The organism is Pseudomonas sp. 2,4-D, from assembly GCF_030418155.1.
Classification (GTDB): domain Bacteria; phylum Pseudomonadota; class Gammaproteobacteria; order Pseudomonadales; family Pseudomonadaceae; genus Aquipseudomonas; species Aquipseudomonas alloputida.
In genome coordinates this window covers 51,308-71,165 of the sequence record NZ_JAUHUI010000008.1, presented here as the reverse complement: position 1 = coordinate 71,165, position 19,858 = coordinate 51,308, and the positions used below count along the sequence as shown (strand labels likewise).

Genomic DNA, 19,858 nt, shown 5'->3' with positions numbered 1-19,858 from the left:
CCGGCAACCCAGACAAACAGCTTTGCAAGAGGCTCACCACAAACGAAAAAGCCCCGTCGCATGACGGGGCTTCTGGAGCGACGTCGCGATTAAGCGGCGACGATGCTCACGTAACGGCGCATGAACTCGCCTTTCTTCTCGAACTTGATCACGCCTTCGATCTTGGCGAACAAGGTGTGGTCCTTGCCCATGCCAACGCCGTAGCCAGCGTGGAATTCGGTACCGCGCTGACGGACGATGATGTTGCCTGGCTTGATAACCTGGCCGCCATACATCTTCACGCCAAGGCGTTTCGATTCTGAGTCGCGACCGTTACGAGTACTACCACCAGCCTTCTTGTGAGCCATGGTTCAATTCTCCAAATAAATTCAGGGGATCTAGGGGATTAAGCCTGGATGCCGGTGATTTTGATCTCGGTGAACCACTGGCGGTGGCCCATACGCTTCATGTGGTGCTTACGACGACGGAACTTGATGATGCGAACCTTGTCGTGGCGGCCTTGCGAAACGACTTCGGCCACTACTTTAGCGCCAGCAACAACTGGAGCACCGATGGTGACTTCTTCACCGTTGGCGACCAGCAGAACGCGATCGAAGGTCACGGATTCGCCAGTGGCGACTTCCAGTTTTTCGATCTTGAGGAATTCACCTTCAGCGACTTTGTACTGCTTGCCGCCGGTAACGATTACTGCGTAAGACATGGTATTTCTCCGATAATCCTGCTCACCCAGCGCTTTATATGATGAGTATTGGCTGGCATGGCTGCACAGGGCTGGAACGGCCCGGCGCAATTGCGTAAGGCAGGTGCTGCCCAGGAAGTTAGGGTGCGCGATTGTACGCAACCGCGGTTTTGCTTGCAAGTACCGCCCCCGGCCAGCTGGCACCGCGCCTTGACACACCGGGACCCGCGACCTAGCATGCCGCGCAACCTCACTGGAGCAGCCGATGCAACCCCAAACCTTCTACCGCGCGGTGGCTGATGATTTCAGCGCCGTCGACGAGATCATCAAGAAGCAGCTGACCTCGCGCGTGCCGCTGGTATCGAAGATCGGCGACTATATCACGTCCGCCGGTGGCAAGCGCCTGCGTCCCCTGCTGGTACTGCTGTGTGGCAAGGCCCTGGGCCGCGAAGGCGACGACCTGCGCCTGCTGGCCGCCACCATCGAATTCCTGCACACCGCCACCCTGCTGCACGACGACGTGGTCGACATGTCCGGCATGCGCCGTGGCCGCTCTACCGCCAATGCCCTGTGGGGCAACGCGCCGAGCGTACTGGTGGGCGACTTCCTTTATTCGCGCTCGTTCGAAATGATGGTCGAACTGGGCTCGATGCCGGTCATGCAGATCCTGTCCAAGGCCACCCGGGTGATTGCCGAAGGTGAAGTGCTGCAACTGTCGCGCGTACGCGACGCCAGCACCACCGAGGAAGTCTACATGGAGGTCATTCGCGGCAAGACGGCGATGCTGTTCGAAGCCTCTACCCACAGTGCTGCGGCGCTGGCCCAGGCCACCGACGAGCAGCGCGAAGCCCTGCGTACCTTTGGCGACCATCTGGGCGTGGCCTTCCAGCTTGTCGACGACCTGCTGGACTACAAGGGTGACTCGCAGACCTTGGGCAAGAACGTCGGTGACGACCTGGCCGAGGGCAAGCCTACCCTGCCGCTGATCTACACCATGCGCGAAGGCACTACCGAGCAGGCGGCGCTGGTACGCCAGGCGATCCAGAAAGGTGGCCTGGAGGATCTGGAACAGATTCGCGTTGCGGTCGAAGAATCGGGCGCACTGAAATACACCGCCGAGCTGGCGCGCGATTACGTGAAACGCGCCATCGCCTGCCTCGAAGTGCTGCCTGCCAGTGAGTACCGGGATGCGCTGGTTGAACTGAGCGAGTTTGCGGTCGCGCGTACGCACTGACAGACCGAGTCGTCTTCATTCGCGGGCAAGCCCGCTCCTGCACCATTTGTGGGGAGCGGGCTTGCCCGTGGTGCTTTTTGTCCGGACATAATCACTTCCGGAAAAATACCTTTTACAATGTGGGCTTTTAACCGCCCGTCTGTTTGTTTGAGGAACCGAAGTGAGCACTCTGCCACCCTGCCCAAAATGCAACTCCGAATACACCTATGAGGATGGCACTCAGCTTATCTGCCCTGAATGCGCCCATGAGTGGTCGGCCAGCGGCGATGCCGAGGCGGCCAGCGACGATGTGGTGAAGAAAGATTCGGTCGGCAACATCCTGCAAGACGGTGACACCGTCACCGTGATCAAGGACCTCAAGGTCAAGGGTTCGTCCCTGGTGGTCAAGGTTGGCACCAAGGTCAAGAACATCCGCCTGTGCGATGGCGACCACGACATCGATTGCAAAATCGACGGCATCGGCGCCATGAAGCTGAAGTCCGAGTTCGTCCGCAAAGTCTGATCAGGCAAAAAACCGGCAATTGGCGCTTGCTATTCTGGTAATAAGAATTATTCTCATTGGACTTGCTATCCAAGGAGAATAGCCATGACTTATCTGATCGACGCCTGGCTGGAACGCCCTCACCCCTACTTGCGCATTCTTCATCGGGAAACCGGCGAAGTGTGCGCGGTGCTTGAAGAAGAAGCCCTCGACGAACTGCGTGACCAGGGTGACCTGGACATGAGCGGGCTGAATTCGAGTGAGCCGGGGGTGCTCAAGGAACTGGTACGGAATCTGTTTCTGTTCTGCTATGCGCGGGCGTTGCGCCCTGGGGGGACAGACTGGAATTGAGGCCGGCAGGGCCGGCCTCCAGGGCATTACAGAACGTCGAGCAGCTCGACGTCGAACACCAGTACGCTGTGCGGCGGGATGCTGCCAACGCCTTGGGCGCCGTAAGCCAGCTCGCTTGGCACGTACAGGCGCCATTTGCTGCCAGCGTTCATCAGTTGCAGGGCTTCGGTCCAGCCAGCGATCACGCCGCCTACCGGGAATTCAGCCGGCTGGCCGCGCTCGTAGGAGCTGTCGAACACGGTGCCGTCGATCAGGGTGCCGTGGTAGTGCGTACGCACATTGTCTTCGCGGGTCGGCTTGGCGCCTTCGCCAGCGGTCAGCACTTCGAACTGCAGGCCCGAAGCCAGCGTGGTGATGCCTTCACGCTTGGCGTTCTCGACCAGGAACTCCTTGCCAGCAGCAGCAGCGGCTTCGGCCTTGGCTGCAGCTTCGGCTTGCATCACCTCGCGGATGACCTTGAAGCTGGCCGACAGGTCGGCTTCGCTGACGCGGCTGTCGGCACCGTTGAAGGCGTCGGTCAGGCCGGCCAGGATGGCTTCCAGGCTAACGCCTGGTGGCGGGTTGTCGCGCAGCTGGCCGCCCAGCTGACGGCCGATACCGTAGCTGACGCGCGTTTCGTCGGTAGACAGGTTGAGTTCGGACATTGTCGTGCTCCACTGCAGGGCGCAATGCAGCCGCGCCCTTGATAAAAAGGGCGAGCAGCCTAGCACACTGGGGCGCTGCGAGCAGCTACCAGGCCGAACGCTGGGAAATCGGCACCTTCAGGTCTTCTTCCGGGTGCGTACCCATGCCGCACATTTCGTCCTGCACCGACCAGTGCACCAGGTTCATCGAGACCATAGGGATGGTTTGCAGCAACTTGCGCGCATCCTCCACCGAGTGCACGCGCAAGCGTTCACCGCGGGTATCGGACAGGGGGTGAGGATGGCCTTTGACCCGGGCCTCGAGCAGGTAGTCACCGCCTTCGATGGCGATCAGGTTCAGTTCGTCGACATGGCCAGCCCTGGCCTCGGTATTGAGCTGATGCAGGTTCATGAGAGCACCTCGCGATGGGAACCACGCATGAGAGCTCATTTTTTGTACAGGAAGGGAGAATGCGCAAGGCATGACTGACGCCACTCGTCAGTTGAACCTCGATCTCTGTGTGAGCGGGCGTGCCCGCGAAGCAGGCCACGCGGTGGCTGGCACCGGCTTTGCCGGTGTTCGCGGGCATGCCCGCTCCCACAGGAGTTGCAGTGAGGCCTGGCGGACTCAGTGCTTGGTCAGCTTGTCCAGGTAGCCCATGCAGAACGCCGAGACCACGAAGGTCATGTGGATGATCACGTACCACATCAGGTAATCGGTGGAGATGTTCTGCGCATCCATGAACACCCGCAGCAGGTGAATGGAGGAAATCGCCACGATCGACGCGGCAACCTTCATCTTCAGCGACGAAGAGTCCATCTTGCCCAGCCAGTTGAGCTTTTCCTTGCTTTCATCGATGTCCAGTTGCGAGACGAAGTTCTCGTAGCCGGAAATCATCACCATCACCAGCAGGCCACCAACCAGCGACATGTCGATCAGTGACAGGATGACCAGGATCAGGTCAGCTTCGCTCAACGCAAAGACATTGGGCAGGACGTGGACCACTTCCTGGAAAAATTTCAGCGCCAAGGCCAGCAGGCCGAGGGACAAGCCGAAGTAGATCGGTGCGAGCAGCCAGCGCGAGGCATACATCGCGTTTTCGAGGATACGTTCCATGAAGTTCAGGACTCATCAGGTGACTAAAAAAGCGACGGCGAGTATAGCCAGCCACCTGTTACAGCAAAAGCCCGGGGGCTGCTCCGCAGCCTGATCGCGACACAAGGCCACACTCCCACAGCAAGCCGATGCTGTACCTGTGGGAGCGGCCTTGTGTCGCGATGGGCCGCAAAGCGGCCTCGGCATTCTTCAGGTCTCAGGATGAAACTGGTAATCCCCCAGGTTGCGACACCGCTCACCATTGATCCGCCGCAACTGCGCCTGCAAATGCAGACACCAGATCTGCGGGTCATCGGCCACCTGATAACCATGCATGGTCAGGCTGTCGACGATGGCATTGAGCACCGATTCGGCCACCAGTGGCCCATGAAACGGGCCCTGCGCCTTGATCGCGGAGGGTTGTTCACCGGCCATGCCGGCGGCGAACAGCAGGGTCCACATGCCGTTATCCCCGGCCAGTGGACGAATGCTGCATTCGATACGGGTCACCAGGCCCAGGCACTGGCGTGTGAGGCTGAGGTTGCGCATGGCCGCGTCCCCTCCAAGGAGCCTTGTTCAGCCCGAAACCCTCAGGCTGTTTCCATCCTGAACGCTGTACCGTCCTTAAGTTCCAGCATAGAGGAACCGCTCAGAAAGATGGAAAACTGGCGCTGAACGGTAGCACATCGCCGCTAGCGCCAGTTTATTGACTCAGGCGGGTTTGGCCTGGGCAATCACTTCTTCCAGGCGTTCCTTTTCTGCCTTCTCGATGTCTTCCTCGCTGATCATCTCGGCAATTTCACGCAGGCGCTCCACCACCCGGGCATTGACGCTGCCCTCGGTAAACAGCCCCTTGTCGTCGAGTACCCCGGCCTCCTCGCCCACCAGCAGGCTCAGCGCCTCATCAGCCTGGCTGACCGCGTAGACGTGGAACATGCCGTTCTCCACCGCCTGCAACACGCGCTCGTCAAGCATCAGGGTGGCGACGTTGGCACGCGGAATGATCACCCCCTGCTCGCCGGTCAGGCCACGCGCCTCGCAGAGGCGGAAGAAGCCCTCGATCTTCTCGTTCACCCCACCCACCGCCTGCACTTCACCAAACTGGTTGATGGAGCCTGTGATGGCGAAGCACTGCTTGAGCGGCGTGCGCGACAAGGCCGAGATCAGCGTGCAGGCTTCGCCCAGCGAGGCGCTGTCGCCGTCCACGTAGCCGTAGGACTGCTCCAGGGCGATGCTTGCGGAGATCGCCAGCGGGAACTCCTGGGCATAGCGGCTGCCCAGGTAACCGGTGAGGATCATCACCCCTTTGGAGTGGATCGGCTGGCCAAGGTTGACCTCACGCTCGATATCGACAATACCGCTGCCGCCGGGGTAGACGGTGGCCGAAATACGCGCGGGCATGCCGAACGCCGAGTCCCCCACTTCCAGCACGGTCAACCCGTTGCACTTGCCAATGGCCGCGCCTTCCGTGTCGATCAGGATGATGCCGGCGAGCATGTCGTCCAGCACCCGTTGCGACACACGGCCGGTACGAGTGGCCTTGGCCTTGAGTGCACGCTCGATGTGGCCTGCGTCGGTCATTTCGTCACTGGCCAGCTGGCGAATGAAGTCAGCCTCGCTGACCAGCTGGAACAGGTCGCCGATACGCGCCGACAGGCGCGACTGGTTTTCAGCCAGACGAGCACTGTAGGTGGCCAGACGCGCCACCGCGTCACTGGTCAGCGGCGCCATGCCCTCTTCGTTGGTGCGGGTGCGCAACAGCTGGGCGAACTGCTCCAGGTTCTCGTCGACCATCGGCATGTCTTCATCGAAGTCCACAAGCACGCGGAACATCTCCTGGAAGTCCGGGTCGTGGTCCTGTAGTGCGTAGTACAGCTGACGCGAGCCGATGATCACCAGCTTGACGTTCAGCGGAATCACCTGCGGCTGCAGGCTGACAGTGGCAACACGGCCCAGCTCACCGATCGGCGACTCCATCTTCAGCTTGCGCGACTGCAGCGCACGCTTGAGCGCGTCCCATACGAACGGCTCGCCCAGCATTTTCTCGGCTTCCAGAATCAGGAAGCCGCCGTTGGCACGGTGCAGCGCGCCTGGGCGCAGTTGGCGATAGGAGGTATACAGCGCACCTTGGTCGGTGCTGTATTCGATACGGCCAAACAGATTGTCGTAGGTCGGGTGCGGCTCGAACACCACCGGCGCGCCACCGTCAGCATGATGGCCCACGACCAGGCTGGGCGCGTACTGCTCTTCGAGCAGCTTGCGGGCCACGGCGTCGGACTTGCTGTCATCGACCAGTTGCTCGACCAACGTCCGCAACAGGTTCAACTGCACCGATTGCAGGTAGGCGCACACGGCCGCATTTTCGGCGTACTTTTCCGACAGCGGCGCCAACAACGGCTGCAGCGCCAGCGTGATGGTTTCTTCGTTGAGCTGGCGCAGCTGGTTGTTCGATTCGCGCTTCCATTGCGGCAGGCTGGCCAGCTCTTCGTTAAGGCGCTCCTCAAGCAGGGCAATGTCCTCGTGGAACTGCTCGCGCACCTCCTCCGGCAATTGGGCAAACTCAGCTTCATCCAGCGCCTTGCCATCAGCCATCGGCGTGAAGGCGACGTTGCTGGCATCGCGGTACAAGGCAACGTCCTTTTCCAGCGATGCGCGCTCGATCACATCCAGAGCGCGGTCATAACGCTGGTTGAAAGCGCGGTCGATGGCGCCCTTCTTCTGCTGGTAGGACGGGTGTTCGAACACCGCCGGGAACGTCGACAGCAGGTTGTCGATCAATCCGCCCATGTCGCTGATGAACTCGGCGGCGCTTCCGGACGGCAGCTCCAGTGCGCGTGGTTCACGGGTGTCGTCGAAGTGGTTGACGTAGACCCAGTCGGCCGGGGTCTGCTGGCGCTTGCCCTCGGCCTTGAGGTAGCGCTTGACGAACGAGAAGCGCCCGGTGCCGGGCTCGCCCATCACATACACATTGTAACCAGGACGCGGCATGGCCACGCCAAACTGCAGGGCCTCGACAGCACGTTCCTGGCCCAGAACTCCGCGAAACGGCTCCAGATCGTCGGTATGGGTAAAAGCAAACTGCTCGGGGGAGAAACGCCGGGTCAGGGCTTCAGGCGCAAGACGCAGGCGCGCAGCGACAGGATCGGGCATTGGGTTTCCTTACTTCGGCGGGGCAGATACGCAGCATTCTGGCGCTGCCCGCGCGCGCCTTGCAAGGCTCCACGGGACTTTATGTCGCAGCCGGTGCAGTCTTGTGACAGCAAATTTTTCGCAATCAACAACGCAACCTTTAGATCGTGCCTAAACTCCAAGCTGCGCGGGTGGGTGAAAAGCTTTCCCGACCTGGCAACCGAGTTGCCAGAAACCCTGACCCTTGGTTAAGACAAAGAGAACAAATGCTATGAAACGGATTCTTCTGGGTACTCTGTTCACCGTGGTCTCGCTGAACGCCATGGCCGAAGCGCCAGGCGGCCCGAACTGCGGCTGGGGCAACATGCTGTTCGAAGGCCAGCGCGGCACGCCGGCACACTTCCTGGCTTCTACCACCAACGGCACCTCCGGTAACGCCACCTTCGGCATGACCTCCGGCACCAACGGCTGCTCGACCAAGGCTTCGCTGACCTACGGCGGCAAGTCCTGGTTCGCCATGAACGGCATGATGAACGAGCTTTCCGAAGACATGGCCATGGGCCAGGGCGAAGCACTGACCACCTATGCCGTCGTTCTCGGCGTAGCACCGGAGGACCGCAGCTACTTCAACTCGGTCACCCACCAGCACTTCAACCAGATCTTCAGCAGCGCCGACGTCACTGCCGAAACTGTCCACAGCAACACCCTGGCCGTTCTGAAGAGCGACCCACGCCTGGCCAAATACGCTACCGAGGCCTAAGCACAGCTGCTCCCGCCCCACCCGGGGCGGGTTTCGCCTTTTTCGGCATCGTCAAGAAGTAGTTGCCCGATATGCTCAAACGCCTCGCTGCCCTGGCGCTGTGTGCCTGCGCCCCTGTTCATGCCGCCCCCATGCTGGATCCAGGCCGTCTCCAGCAATTGGCCAATACCCCCTACTGGCTCGCCATTGGACATTACGAAACCGCCAAGCTCGGCGGCTGGCGCAGCTATGTGGATGATGATGCGTTCTTCCTCGCCGAAGATGGCGCGCACCATCCGGACCAGGAACTCAAGGCTACGGTCGCTGCGCTGTATGCCCCGGCCAGCCTCGGTGACAAGCACGCCCAGTGCGTATTCCCCGCGCGCACCCGCTGGCTGCGCGAACAGCTCGACCTGCAAGACTTGCCACAACCGGACTGCCAGGAATTCAAGACCTGGTACCAGTCGATCGACCCGCACAGCGCCGCGTTGATCTTCCCGGCAGCCTACCTGAACAGCCCGTCGTCGATGTTCGGGCACACCCTGCTGCGCATCGACCAGTCCAACACTCGCAGCGACGACACCACGCTGCTGAGCTACGCCATCAACTTCGGTGCCTATATCGAAGGCAGCGACAACAGCATCCTGTACGCCTGGAAAGGCCTGATGGGCGGCTACCCGGGGCTGTTTGCGCTGATGCCCTACCAGGAAAAACTGTCCGAATACCGCAGCCTGGAAAACCGCGACCTGTGGGAATACCAGCTGGACCTGACCCCCGAAGAAACCGGACGTATGGTCGAGCATGTTTGGGAGCTGAAGCAGATCCAGTTCGACTACTTCTTCTTCGACGAAAACTGCTCGTATCGCCTGCTGGAGCTGCTGCAAGTGGCCCGGCCGAGCCTGGACCTGACGTCTCAGTTCCCGCTGACGGCCATTCCCACCGACACGGTGAAAGCCGTGAAGCAGTCCGGCCTGGTCGCCAGCGAAACTTACCGCCCCTCTCGCGAACGTGAATTGCTGGCCAGGGCCGAGCCACTCGACCACGACGAAAAGCGCCAGGTGCTGGCTGTAAGCGCCGACACTGCGCAATTGCAAAGCCCAGAATTCCAGGCCCTGCCTCGCGAACGCCAAGCGTTGGTGCAAGATGCCGCGTATCGCCTTGAGCGCTATCGGGCCAATGGCCAGGAACGCGACCCAGGGCAGGCCAAACGAAGCTTCGAGTTGCTGCGGGCGATCAACAGCAACCCGCCGCCGCCCCTGCAGACCGAGCGCCCCGGCCTGCCCGAGGATGGCCATGACTCGCGCACCTGGCAGTTGGGCGTAGGCACACGTGAAGACCGCGCCTACGCCGAATATGGCCTGCGCATGGCCTACCACGACCTGAATGACAACGCCTATGGCTTCCCGCTGGGCGCACAGATCGAAATCCTGCAATTGAAGCTGCGCCAGTACGAAGGCAACGATTGGCAGGTGCAGCGCCTGGACCTGGCCACCATCCGTTCACTGACACCCCGAAACGAGCTGCTCAAGCCTTGGTCATGGCAAGTGGCTGGGGGGCTGGAGCGGGTGCCGGGCAAGCATGATGACGAAGTGCTGGTGAGCCATGTGAATGGCGGCGCTGGCGGCACCTGGCAGCTGGCCGACGGTTTGCTGGGGTTTGCCTTGGGCACGGTGCGGGTCGAGCATCACAACGACTTCGCTCAATTCATTGCCCCGGCGGCTGGCTTCAATGGCGGGCTGCTGTGGCGTAATGGGCTGGGCAACATGACACTGGAGGCCAAGGGCGATTACTTCACCAACGGCGAAGTGCGTCGCAGTGTAAGCCTGAACCAGCAGTGGGAGATCAGCCAGAACCTTGGGCTTCGGTTGAGTGCCTCGCGGGAATTCAGCCACTTGGCTACGGCGCAAAACGAGGTGATGCTGGAGCTGAAGTGGTATCACTACTGAGGCCGCTTTGCAGCCTTTCGCGGGCACGCCCGCTCCCAAAGGGTCCCCACACGATCCGAGGCCTGTGCAAGTACCTGTGGGAGCGGGCTTGCCCGCGAATTGGCCAGTCAGGCTAGTAAAGCAGTGTGACTGAACCAACTCTTTGACACTGTTTTGACACCTACCCGACAAATCGCCACATAGACTCTCCACCATCAACTGGAGGGCTTTGTGGCTATGTCGCGGTACTGGTTCGGCGTGTGCATTGCGTTGTTGCTGTCAGGTTGCGAAACCACCCACGAGCAGATGGTCAACCACGGTTACCCTCCTGCCTATGCGGATGGCTTCCAGGACGGCTGCAGCAGTGGCCGCCAGGCTGCCGGGCTAATGGTGGGCAACTTCCGCAAGAACGTACCGCGCTACCTGCACGAGCGTCAGTACGAAACCGGCTGGGACGATGGCTTCCGCCAATGTCATGCCATGCAGAACAGCGCAGAACAGCGCCAATACCACGAGCGCTTCTGGGACCAGCGTGACCGCGAGTGGGAGCAGGAAAAGGACCGCGGCGCTGCCAAGGCCTATCGCCACAATTGAGTCGCAAACGGACATCCCTTTAAACCGGCGGCCTGCCATGATGGTCTCATGCACAAGGAGGCCCTGCATGAGCCGAGCATTCGTCAACGAAGACCAAGCCGCCGACCAGGCCGACCAGCCGGTCGAGCGGCGCATCAGTGAACAGCCCAACTACGTGACGGCCAGCGGCCTGCGCCAGCTGCAGACGCGGGTGGCCGAGCTGAATGCCTTGCGCAGGGAATTGCAGGCGCAGGGCGAACGGGGTGACAAACAACGGCTGGCCGATACCGAGCGGGATCTGCGCTACTTCAGCGCGCGGGTGCAAAGCGCCCAGGTGGTACCGGCGGCGACTTCGCATAGCAAGGTACAGATTGGTAGCCGGGTGCGGTTTGTCGATGCGCAGGACCAGGAGCAGTTGGTGCAGCTGGTGGGCGAGGATGAGGCGGATGCCGGGCGGGGCTTGATCAACTGGGGTTCGCCATTGGGGCGAGCGTTGCTCGGGGCTGGGCCGGGTGATGAGGTGGTCTGGCAGCGGCCGGTGGGGGAACAGGTGATAGAGGTGGTTGAGATTCTGGGTGAGGGTTGAGGCCCTGGGGCTGCTTTGCAGCCCATCGCGACGCAAGGCCGCTCCCACAAGCTGGACTGCCCCCGAGAAATTGGACACCAATCCAACCCTTGGTAGCCTGTGAGAGCCTATGGGAGCGGCCTTGCGTCGCGATGGGCCGCAAAGCGGCCCATTACCGTCTCAGATCAGACCACGCCCTGAGCCAGCATCGCATCGGCCACTTTCACGAAGCCCGCGATGTTCGCCCCCTTGACGTAGTTGATCCGGCCATCAGCCTCTTCACCGTAGTGCACGCATGCATGGTGAATCGACTGCATGATGTTGTGCAGCTTGCTGTCCACTTCACCGGCCGTCCACAGCAGGCGCATGGCATTCTGCGACATTTCCAGGCCCGACACAGCTACGCCGCCCGCATTGGAGGCTTTGCCCGGGGCATACAGAATGCCGGCGTCCAGGAAGATATCCACAGCCTCGAGGGTAGTCGGCATGTTGGCGCCTTCGGCCACACAGATACAGCCGTTACGCAGCAAGGTGCGGGCATCTTCGGCGCTCAGCTCGTTCTGCGTGGCGCATGGCAGGGCGATGTCGCACGGCAGGCTCCACGGGGTCTGGCCCTTGCGGAACTCCAGGCCGAATTGCCCGGCCAGCTCGCTGATACGTCCGCGCTTGACGTTTTTCAGCTCCATCAAGGCGTCCCACTGGGCGTCGGTCAGGCCGGCTTCTGCATACAAGGTACCTTCAGAGTCAGACAGCGAGATCACCTTGCCGCCCAGGTCCATGACCTTACGCGCAGCATACTGGGCGACGTTGCCCGAACCGGACACCGCCACGCGGCGGCCGTCGATACGCTTGTCCTGACGCTTGAGCATTTCTTCGGCGAAGTAAACGCAGCCATAGCCGGTGGCTTCCGGGCGGATCAGGCTGCCGCCATAGGTCATGCCCTTGCCGGTCAACACCGAGGTGAACTGGTTGGCCAGACGCTTGTACTGGCCGAACATGAAGCCGATTTCGCGGGCACCCACGCCGATGTCACCGGCCGGTACGTCGCAGTCGGCGCCGATGTGGCGATACAGCTCGCTCATGAACGCCTGGCAGAAGCGCATCACTTCGGCGTCGCTCTTGCCTTTCGGGTCAAAGTCCGAGCCGCCCTTGCCGCCGCCCATGGGCAGCGAGGTCAGCGAGTTCTTGAACACCTGCTCGAACGCCAGGAACTTCAGCACGCTGAGGTTGACCGACGGGTGGAAGCGCAGCCCGCCCTTGTACGGGCCAATGGCACTGCTCATCTGAATGCGGTAACCGCGGTTGACCTGCACCTTGCCCTGGTCATCGACCCAGGAGACGCGGAACAGTACGGCGCGCTCGGGCTCGACCATGCGCTCGAGGATGCCGGACTGCAGATAGTGGGGGTTGGCTTCAAGGAATGGCCACAGGGTGCGCAGCACCTCTTCCACCGCCTGGTGGAATTCCGGCTGGCCTGGGTCACGCTGCTTTAGGCGTGCAAGGAAATTGTCGACAGATTCGATCATGGTAGACATCTCACCAAGAGGATTGGACTTATTGGTTTTTTTCAGAAATGTACCAAGAAGCAATCGCACCGGAATAGGGCGAAATGTCGTTTTTTTGAAATTATTTGGTGCGTTTTATGTAAGTGTATACAAAATACACCTACGCTTCGCCATTTATAGCGGTCCGCCAGGCACAAAAATGGGGCCTCTTTGGCCCCATTCTTGTGCATCAGAAAACCGGCTTACTGGGCCAGTTTCTTGTGCCGTACACGGTGCGGCTGGGCAGCAGCATCACCCAGACGCTTCTTGCGGTCGGCTTCGTACTCGGTGTAGTTACCCTCGAAGAACACCACGTTCGAGTCGTCTTCGTACGCCAGGATGTGAGTAGCCACACGGTCCAGGAACCAACGGTCGTGGGAAATCACGATCGCGGCGCCCGGGAAGTCCAGCAGGGCTTCTTCCAGCGAACGCAAGGTTTCGACGTCGAGGTCGTTGGACGGTTCGTCGAGCAGCAGAACGTTACCGCCTTCCTTCAGGGTCAGGGCCAGGTGCAGGCGGCCACGCTCACCACCGGACAGGTCCTTGACGAACTTCTGCTGATCGCCACCTTTGAAGTTGAAGCGGCCAACGTAGGTACGCGAAGGGATCTCGTAGTTGCCGATGCGGATCTGGTCGGAACCGTCGGAGATCTGCTGGAACACGGTCTTGGCGCCGTCCAGGTCCTCGCGGCTCTGGTCCACACAGGCCAACTGCACGGTTTCACCGATCTCGATGCTGCCCGAGTCCGGCTGCTCCTTGCCCATCAACATGCGGAACAGGGTCGACTTACCGGCACCGTTACCACCGATCACGCCAACGATGGCGCCTTTGGGCATGGAGAACGACAGGTTGTCGATCAGCACACGGTCGCCGTAGCCCTTGGTGACGTTCTTGAACTCGATAACCTTGTCACCCAGGCGCGGACCGGCCGGAATGTAGATTTCGTTGGTTTCGCTGCGCTTCTGGAATTCCTGCGACTGCATTTCTTCAAAGCGCTGCAGACGGGCCTTGGACTTGGACTGGCGGGCTTTGGCGCCTTTGCGCACCCACTCCAGTTCCTCTTTCATGGCCTTCTCGTGGGCGCTCTGCTGCTTGGATTCCTGCGCCAGACGCTCCGACTTGGCTTCCAGCCAGCCCGAGTAGTTGCCTTCGTACGGGATGCCGGCGCCGCGGTCCAGCTCCAGGATCCAGCCGGCGACGTTGTCGAGGAAGTAACGGTCGTGGGTAATGGCTACCACGGTGCCCGGGAAGTCGTGCAGGAAGCGCTCCAGCCAGGCCACCGAGTCGGCGTCCAGGTGGTTGGTGGGTTCGTCGAGCAGCAGCATGTCGGGTGCCGAGAGCAGCAGGCGGCACAGGGCCACACGGCGCTTCTCACCACCGGACAGGTGTTCGATGCGCGCATCCCAGGCGGGCAGGCGCAAGGCGTCGGCAGCGACGTCCAGCTGGCGCTCCAGGTTGTGGCCATCAGCGGCCTGCAGGATGGCTTCCAGCTTGGCCTGCTCGGCGGCCAGCTTGTCGAAGTCGGCATCCGGCTCGGCGTAGGCCGCGTAGACCTCGTCCAGGCGGGCCTGGGCGTCCTTGATTACGCTGACCGCTTCCTCGACCACTTCACGCACGGTCTTGGTTGGGTCCAGTTGCGGTTCCTGTGGCAGGTAACCCACGTTGATGTCGGGCATCGGACGGGCTTCGCCGTCGAATTCCTTGTCGACGCCCGCCATGATCCGCAGCAGGGTCGATTTACCGGCGCCGTTCAGGCCAAGTACGCCAATCTTGGCGCCTGGGAAGAACGACAGGGAAATGTTCTTGAGAATTTCCCGCTTCGGCGGCACGACCTTGCTCAGCCGATGCATGGTGTAGACGTATTGAGCCAAAACCAAGCCCTCTAATCAGATAGGTAAAGACATCGCCGATCGCCCCGGCACGCGGTGGCCAGTGGGATGTGTTTACGGGGTGTCATTGAACAAAGTCGACCATTCTACGCCAACGCGCGGCGTTGCATAGGAGGGGCCGATGGTGGGGTGTGATCAGTGCGGTCACTGGGATGAATTCATTGCCTGTGCCGGCCTCTTCGCGGGCATGCCCGCTCCCACAGCGTCACCACAGAGTCTGAAGAATCCGCGATTCCTGTGGGAGCGGGCGAGCCCGCGAAAGGGCCGGCACAGCAGCCGAAGAGACTCAGACGTGACGCTGTTTGGCCTTGCCCCGCGGCAAGCGGCAACGGTCGCCCTGCTCGGCCAGGCGCGCGGCCCAGGCGGACTTCACGCTGAAGCTGCCGCTGCGGGCAGGTTGCTGCTCGGCCGCCTTGGCCGGTTTGGCCGGTGCAGGCGCAGTGCTGACCACCTTGGCTGCCGGCTTGGCCGCCGCCACGGCAACAGCCGGCTCTGCTGCCACCTTGGCGGTCTTGCGCAGTTCAGCCAGCGATGGGGCCTTGCTTTTTGCGGCAGCGGCCGCCTCGGGTTTGCCCAGCGAGCGCTGGCAAGACTTGCAGGATACGTCCTCGGTCACGGCAGTGCTGACAAGGGTCTGACTGCTGCGCCCGCAGGCGGAATCGAGGCCATTGGAGGAAAAGTGAGTAACCAAAACCGAACATCTCCGATGCGTTGTCATGTATAGCGGGCGCTATTCTCGCACAGGTTACAGGGGCTTGCCGAACCACCAGGCAGCCACCATCGGTCAGCATGGCTGGCACTTTGCCATAATCCGAGGCATGCTAGCCGGTTTCGGGTATCCGGCCTTATAGTGCGCCACCGCGGTGCGCAAGCCCGGCGCCGGCACGCACCGTGCACGATCATTCCCTGCCATCGCCAGCCCAATCGCAGGATCAACGCTTGACCAACCTTACTCATCCGTCGTCATTGCGTTCCGCCCCACAAGCACCCGCAACTATCCTGCGCGGGTCGATCAAGGGTGCGCTGGCGCTGCTGGCCCTGATCCTGCTGGGCCTGCTGCTGTGGCAGCTGTTCGCCCAGTTCAACCATACCCAGGCCGAATTGCGCAAACAGAGCCTGGACGCCTCCGCGGAACTGGCCGACCACCTGAGCCTGAACATGGCGCTCAAGGCGCAACAGGCCGTGAACGTGGTGCAACCCTACCTTGATGCACCAACACCTGCCGCCCTGCCTAGCCTGCTCGGCACCCTGCGCGAGCGCCTCCCCGCCCTGCAGAGCGTGGCCTGGCTGGACAACACCGGGCAGCTACGCGCCGACAGCCTGGCCGGCAGCCCCGACCGCCAGTCGCTTGACGAGTTGCTCGTGCTGAGCCAGGGACGCCCGTACTTCTTCACCAATTCGGCCGACAACCACATCCTGTACCTGTTGCTGCGCCAGGATGCCTCACAGGGTAGCGGCTACTGGCTACTGCGCCTGTCACCGGACTATTACCGCGAGCTCACCCTCCACCTAGAGGGCAGTGGCCACCCGCAGTGGCTGCTGGAGAACAGCCGCAGCGGCGAGGTGCTGCAGCGCCATGCCGCAGCCGACACCAGCGACGAACCGCTGCAAAGCGTGATGCTGGCCTTTATCGAAAACAGCACCTGGCAGCTACGCGGTCTGTTCGACGCCAAACTGGCCCAGCAAAAATTATTGCCGGCGCTGCTCGGCAAGTGCCTGCTGGTGCTGTTCTGCGCCCTGCTGCCGGTGCTGGCGCTGATCAACATGCGTCGCCGCCAGCGGGCGTTGCAGGAAGACCGCCGGCGCTATCAGGAAATTTTTGAAGGCACCGGCGTTGCCCTGTGCGTGCTCGACCTGTCCAGCCTGCCCGGCCAGCTCGACCGCTACCACCTGCGTAACCGGGCCGCACTCAAGCACAGCCTGGCGCTGGACCCGAACCTGCGCCGCTCGCTGCTGCTGGAGCTGAAGATCACCGAGGTCAACCAAGTGGCGCGCCAGCTGCTGAACATCCACTGTCACGAAGGTGCCTGGCAGCGGCTGATCGATGGCACTGGCGACAGCCGAGACAGCGTCGGCATGCAACTGATCGACGCACTGATCGAACAACGCCCGTTGCTGGAGCTGGAAGTGCGTCTGCCGACACCGCAGGGCACCGAGCTGCACCTGTGGCTGATGGCCCGGCTGCCGCTGCAGCGTCGTGATTATCAGGCGGTGATCCTCAGCATCAGCGATATCACCAGCCGCAAACAGGTGGAGCTGTCGCTACTGGAACGCGAAAGCTTCTGGTCGGACGTGGTACGCACCGTACCCGACCAGTTGTATGTGCAGGATGTGCCGAGCCAGCGGATGATCTTCAGCAACCGCCACCTCGGCCAGACCCTGGGCTACGACCGCACCGAGCTGGCACAGATGGGCGACCGCTTCTGGGAACTGCTGCTGCACCCCGAGGACGCCGCACACTACCAGGCACTGCGCCAGCAACAGCGCGACAGCGGTCATGACCAACCGCTGCACTGCCAGCTGCGCTTCCGCCACCGCGACGGAAGCTGGCGCTGCTACGACATCCGCGAGCAGGTGCTGAGCCGCAACGCCGAAGGCCTGGTGACGCGCATCATCGGTGTGGGCAAGGATGTGACCGTTCAGATCGAGGCCAGCCAGTCGCTACGTGACAGCGAGCAACGCTACCGCATGCTCGCCGAAAGCATCAGTGACGTGATCTTTTCCACCGACAACCAGCTCAAGCTCAACTATGTCAGCCCCTCGGTACAGAGCGTGCTGGGCTACCAGGCCGACTGGATCTTCGCCAACGGCTGGCAGTCGATCGTCGCCAACCCGGCCCAGCTCACCGGCATCTACAGCCTGATGGAGCGTGTCAGCAAGGCCATGGGCGATCCGGCGCAGATGGCGCAACTGTGCAGCCAGTTACCCACCCAACTGTTCCTGTTCGACTGCCTGCGTGCCGATGGCCGCAAGATCCCGATCGAGCTGCGCCTGGTGCTGGTGTGGGACGATGACCAGCGCTTCGAAGGCGTACTCGGGGTGGGCCGCGACATCAGCCAGCAACGTCGTGCCGAAAAAGACCTGCGCATGGCCGCGACCGTATTCGAACACTCCACCTCGGCGATCCTCATCACCGACCCGGCCGGCTATATCGTCCAGGCCAACGAGGCGTTCAGCCGCGTCAGCGGTTACGCCGTCAGTGAAGTGCTCGACCAATTGCCGGGCATGCTCACTGTCGACGAACAGCAGGAAGGCCACCTGCGCTATGTGGTCAAGCAACTGCACCAGCGCGGCAGCTGGGAAGGTGAAGTGTGGCTCAAGCGCCGTGACGGCGACCATTACCCGGCCTGGGTCGGCATCACCGCGGTACTGGACGACGAAGGCGACCTGGCCAGCTACGTGTGCTTCTTCACCGACATCAGCGAACGCAAGGCCAGCGAACAGCGCATTCACCGCCTGGCCTACTACGACGCCCTTACCCACCTGCCCAACCGCACACTGTTCCAGGACCGTTTGTACAACGCCCTGCAGCAGGCCGAGCGGCAGAAGGCCTGGGTGGTGCTGATGTTCCTCGACCTCGACCGCTTCAAACCGATCAACGACTCCCTCGGCCATGCGGCCGGCGACCGCATGCTCAAGGACATGGCCCTGCGCCTGCTGGCCTGCGTGGATGACGACGACACTGTGGCACGCATGGGCGGCGACGAGTTCACCCTGCTGCTGCAACCGCGCCCCACCCGCGAAATGGCCCTGAACCGCGCCATCCACGTGGCCGAGAACATCCTCGGCAGCCTGGTGCGGCCGTTCGTGCTGGAAAACCGCGAGTTCTTCGTCACCGCCAGCATCGGCATCGCCCTCAGCCCGCAGGATGGCAGTGAGCTGAGCCAGCTGATGAAGAACGCCGACACCGCCATGTACCACGCCAAGGAGCGCGGCAAGAACAACTTCCAGTTCTACCAGGCCGAAATGAACGCCAGCGCCCTGGAGCGCCTGGAGCTGGAAAGCGACCTGCGCCATGCCATGGAGCAGAACGAGTTCATCCTCTACTACCAGCCGCAGTTCAGCGGCGACGGCAAGCGCCTGACCGGCGCCGAAGCGCTGCTGCGCTGGCGTCACCCGACCCGTGGCCTGGTGCCGCCGGGTGACTTCATCCCGGTGATCGAAGAACTGGGCCTGGTGGTGGACGTGGGCGACTGGGTGCTGCGCGAGGCCAGCCGCCAGCTCAAGGCCTGGCACAAGGCCAAGGTGCGGGTGCCGAAAGTGTCGGTGAATATTTCGGCGCGGCAGTTCTCCGACGGCCAGCTAGGCACTCGGATTGCCAACATCCTGGAAGAAAGCGGCCTGCCGCCGGCATGCCTGGAACTGGAGTTGACCGAAAGCATCCTGATGCGCGAGGTGAACGAGGCGCTGCAGATTCTTGCCAGCCTGAAGAACCTCGGCCTGAGCATTGCGGTAGACGACTTCGGCACTGGCTACTCGTCGCTCAACTACCTCAAGCAGTTCCCTATCGACGTCCTGAAGATCGACCGGACCTTCGTCGACGGCCTGCCCGAAGGCGAGCAAGACGCGCAGATTGCCCGGGCGATCATCGCCATGGCCCACAGCCTCAACCTGGCAGTCATCGCCGAGGGCGTGGAAACCCACGAACAGCTGGAGTTTCTGCGCGAGCATGGTTGCGACGAGGTGCAGGGCTACCTGTTCGGGCGGCCGATGCCGGCGCATCAGTTCGAGGCGCAATTCTCCAACGAGACCTTGTTCATGTTCCATTGACCCGCACGCTGCCTGCTCGCAAGGTCCCCCGTAGGAGCGGGTTTACCCGCGAACACCGGCAAAGCCGGTGCCATGCACCGCGCCGCCTTCTTCGCGGGTAAACCCGCGCCTACAAGTACGATGTCGCGACACAATCCTGCATAAAAAGCGGACTTCCAGGTCAACTCCTGCCCCCGCCCAGCCCAGAAACGGCGCGGGATGCAAGATGAAGCCCATTGGTCTGCGACTTGACGCCACTTCATATGCCAGCCGCGAATCAA

Annotated in this window: 18 protein-coding genes; 8 read left to right on the top strand and 10 right to left on the bottom strand. The window is 61.9% G+C overall.

From position 1 onward, the window contains the following. Positions 1-89: 89 nt before the first annotated feature. On the bottom strand, positions 90-347 hold the full coding sequence (rpmA, locus tag QYE47_RS08590; protein WP_003247464.1) for a 50S ribosomal protein L27: 258 nt from the start codon (positions 345-347) through the stop codon (positions 90-92). Between the two features lie 38 nt (positions 348-385). Further along, positions 386-700, bottom strand: coding sequence for a 50S ribosomal protein L21 (gene rplU / locus QYE47_RS08585; protein ID WP_003247466.1), 315 nt, complete (start codon positions 698-700; stop codon positions 386-388). 244 nt (positions 701-944) lie between these two features. On the opposite strand from rplU, the gene QYE47_RS08580 reads away from it, so the two are divergent. The 3 genes from QYE47_RS08580 to QYE47_RS08570 all read left to right on the top strand — a co-directional run bounded on the left by QYE47_RS08580 (position 945) and on the right by QYE47_RS08570 (position 2,745). Beyond that, complete coding sequence (locus QYE47_RS08580) at positions 945-1,913, top strand: polyprenyl synthetase family protein (protein WP_014589632.1); 969 nt, start codon at positions 945-947, stop codon at positions 1,911-1,913. Positions 1,914-2,073: 160 nt separating this feature from the next. After that, entirely contained in the window at positions 2,074-2,415 is a 342-nt protein-coding gene (locus QYE47_RS08575) for a zinc ribbon domain-containing protein YjdM (protein ID WP_010951939.1), read from the top strand. Between the two features lie 84 nt (positions 2,416-2,499). Next, a complete protein-coding gene (locus tag QYE47_RS08570) occupies positions 2,500-2,745 on the top strand; it encodes a hypothetical protein (RefSeq protein ID WP_010951938.1) in 246 nt (81 codons plus the stop codon). 26 nt (positions 2,746-2,771) lie between these two features. On the opposite strand, the gene QYE47_RS08565 is transcribed toward QYE47_RS08570, so the two are convergent. The 5 genes from QYE47_RS08565 to QYE47_RS08545 all read right to left on the bottom strand — a co-directional run bounded on the left by QYE47_RS08565 (position 2,772) and on the right by QYE47_RS08545 (position 7,614). After that, positions 2,772-3,389, bottom strand: coding sequence for an FKBP-type peptidyl-prolyl cis-trans isomerase (locus QYE47_RS08565; protein ID WP_003247482.1), 618 nt, complete (start codon positions 3,387-3,389; stop codon positions 2,772-2,774). Between the two features lie 85 nt (positions 3,390-3,474). Further along, complete coding sequence (locus QYE47_RS08560; RefSeq protein WP_014589631.1) at positions 3,475-3,780, bottom strand: DUF6482 family protein; 306 nt, start codon at positions 3,778-3,780, stop codon at positions 3,475-3,477. Between the two features lie 216 nt (positions 3,781-3,996). Further along, complete coding sequence (locus tag QYE47_RS08555; protein WP_003247486.1) at positions 3,997-4,485, bottom strand: TIGR00645 family protein; 489 nt, start codon at positions 4,483-4,485, stop codon at positions 3,997-3,999. Positions 4,486-4,674: 189 nt separating this feature from the next. Continuing rightward, positions 4,675-5,013: a hypothetical protein gene (locus QYE47_RS08550; RefSeq protein WP_010951936.1), complete on the bottom strand. Its 339-nt coding sequence runs from the start codon at positions 5,011-5,013 to the stop codon at positions 4,675-4,677. Between the two features lie 162 nt (positions 5,014-5,175). Then, on the bottom strand, positions 5,176-7,614 hold the full coding sequence (locus QYE47_RS08545; protein ID WP_004575710.1) for a Lon protease family protein: 2,439 nt from the start codon (positions 7,612-7,614) through the stop codon (positions 5,176-5,178). A gap of 250 nt (positions 7,615-7,864) precedes the next feature. Here QYE47_RS08545 and QYE47_RS08540 point away from each other — a divergent pair, with 250 nt between their 5' ends. The 4 genes from QYE47_RS08540 to QYE47_RS08525 all read left to right on the top strand — a co-directional run bounded on the left by QYE47_RS08540 (position 7,865) and on the right by QYE47_RS08525 (position 11,416). Continuing rightward, complete coding sequence (locus QYE47_RS08540; RefSeq protein ID WP_003247492.1) at positions 7,865-8,353, top strand: DUF3015 domain-containing protein; 489 nt, start codon at positions 7,865-7,867, stop codon at positions 8,351-8,353. Positions 8,354-8,424: 71 nt separating this feature from the next. Next, positions 8,425-10,278 carry a DUF4105 domain-containing protein gene (locus QYE47_RS08535; protein ID WP_014589630.1) on the top strand — a complete coding sequence of 618 codons (1,854 nt, stop codon included), beginning with the start codon at positions 8,425-8,427 and terminating at the stop codon, positions 10,276-10,278. A 216-nt stretch (positions 10,279-10,494) separates the two neighbouring features. Next, positions 10,495-10,851, top strand: coding sequence for a hypothetical protein (locus QYE47_RS08530; protein ID WP_070383435.1), 357 nt, complete (start codon positions 10,495-10,497; stop codon positions 10,849-10,851). A gap of 67 nt (positions 10,852-10,918) precedes the next feature. Then, positions 10,919-11,416 (top strand): GreA/GreB family elongation factor, encoded by a 498-nt coding sequence (locus QYE47_RS08525; RefSeq protein ID WP_070383434.1) that lies wholly within the window; start codon positions 10,919-10,921, stop codon positions 11,414-11,416. A gap of 164 nt (positions 11,417-11,580) precedes the next feature. Here QYE47_RS08525 and gdhA read toward each other — a convergent pair whose 3' ends face one another. The 3 genes from gdhA to QYE47_RS08510 form a co-directional block, all read right to left on the bottom strand. Beyond that, on the bottom strand, positions 11,581-12,921 hold the full coding sequence (gene gdhA, locus QYE47_RS08520; protein ID WP_014589628.1) for an NADP-specific glutamate dehydrogenase: 1,341 nt from the start codon (positions 12,919-12,921) through the stop codon (positions 11,581-11,583). A 221-nt stretch (positions 12,922-13,142) separates the two neighbouring features. After that, positions 13,143-14,810 carry an energy-dependent translational throttle protein EttA gene (ettA, locus tag QYE47_RS08515; RefSeq protein WP_010951931.1) on the bottom strand — a complete coding sequence of 556 codons (1,668 nt, stop codon included), beginning with the start codon at positions 14,808-14,810 and terminating at the stop codon, positions 13,143-13,145. Positions 14,811-15,114: 304 nt separating this feature from the next. Next, positions 15,115-15,519, bottom strand: a complete 405-nt coding sequence (locus tag QYE47_RS08510; RefSeq protein ID WP_014589627.1) for a hypothetical protein — start codon at positions 15,517-15,519, stop codon at positions 15,115-15,117. A gap of 248 nt (positions 15,520-15,767) precedes the next feature. Here QYE47_RS08510 and QYE47_RS08505 point away from each other — a divergent pair, with 248 nt between their 5' ends. Continuing rightward, positions 15,768-19,598 (top strand): EAL domain-containing protein, encoded by a 3,831-nt coding sequence (locus QYE47_RS08505; protein WP_014589626.1) that lies wholly within the window; start codon positions 15,768-15,770, stop codon positions 19,596-19,598. Positions 19,599-19,858: the final 260 nt, after the last annotated feature.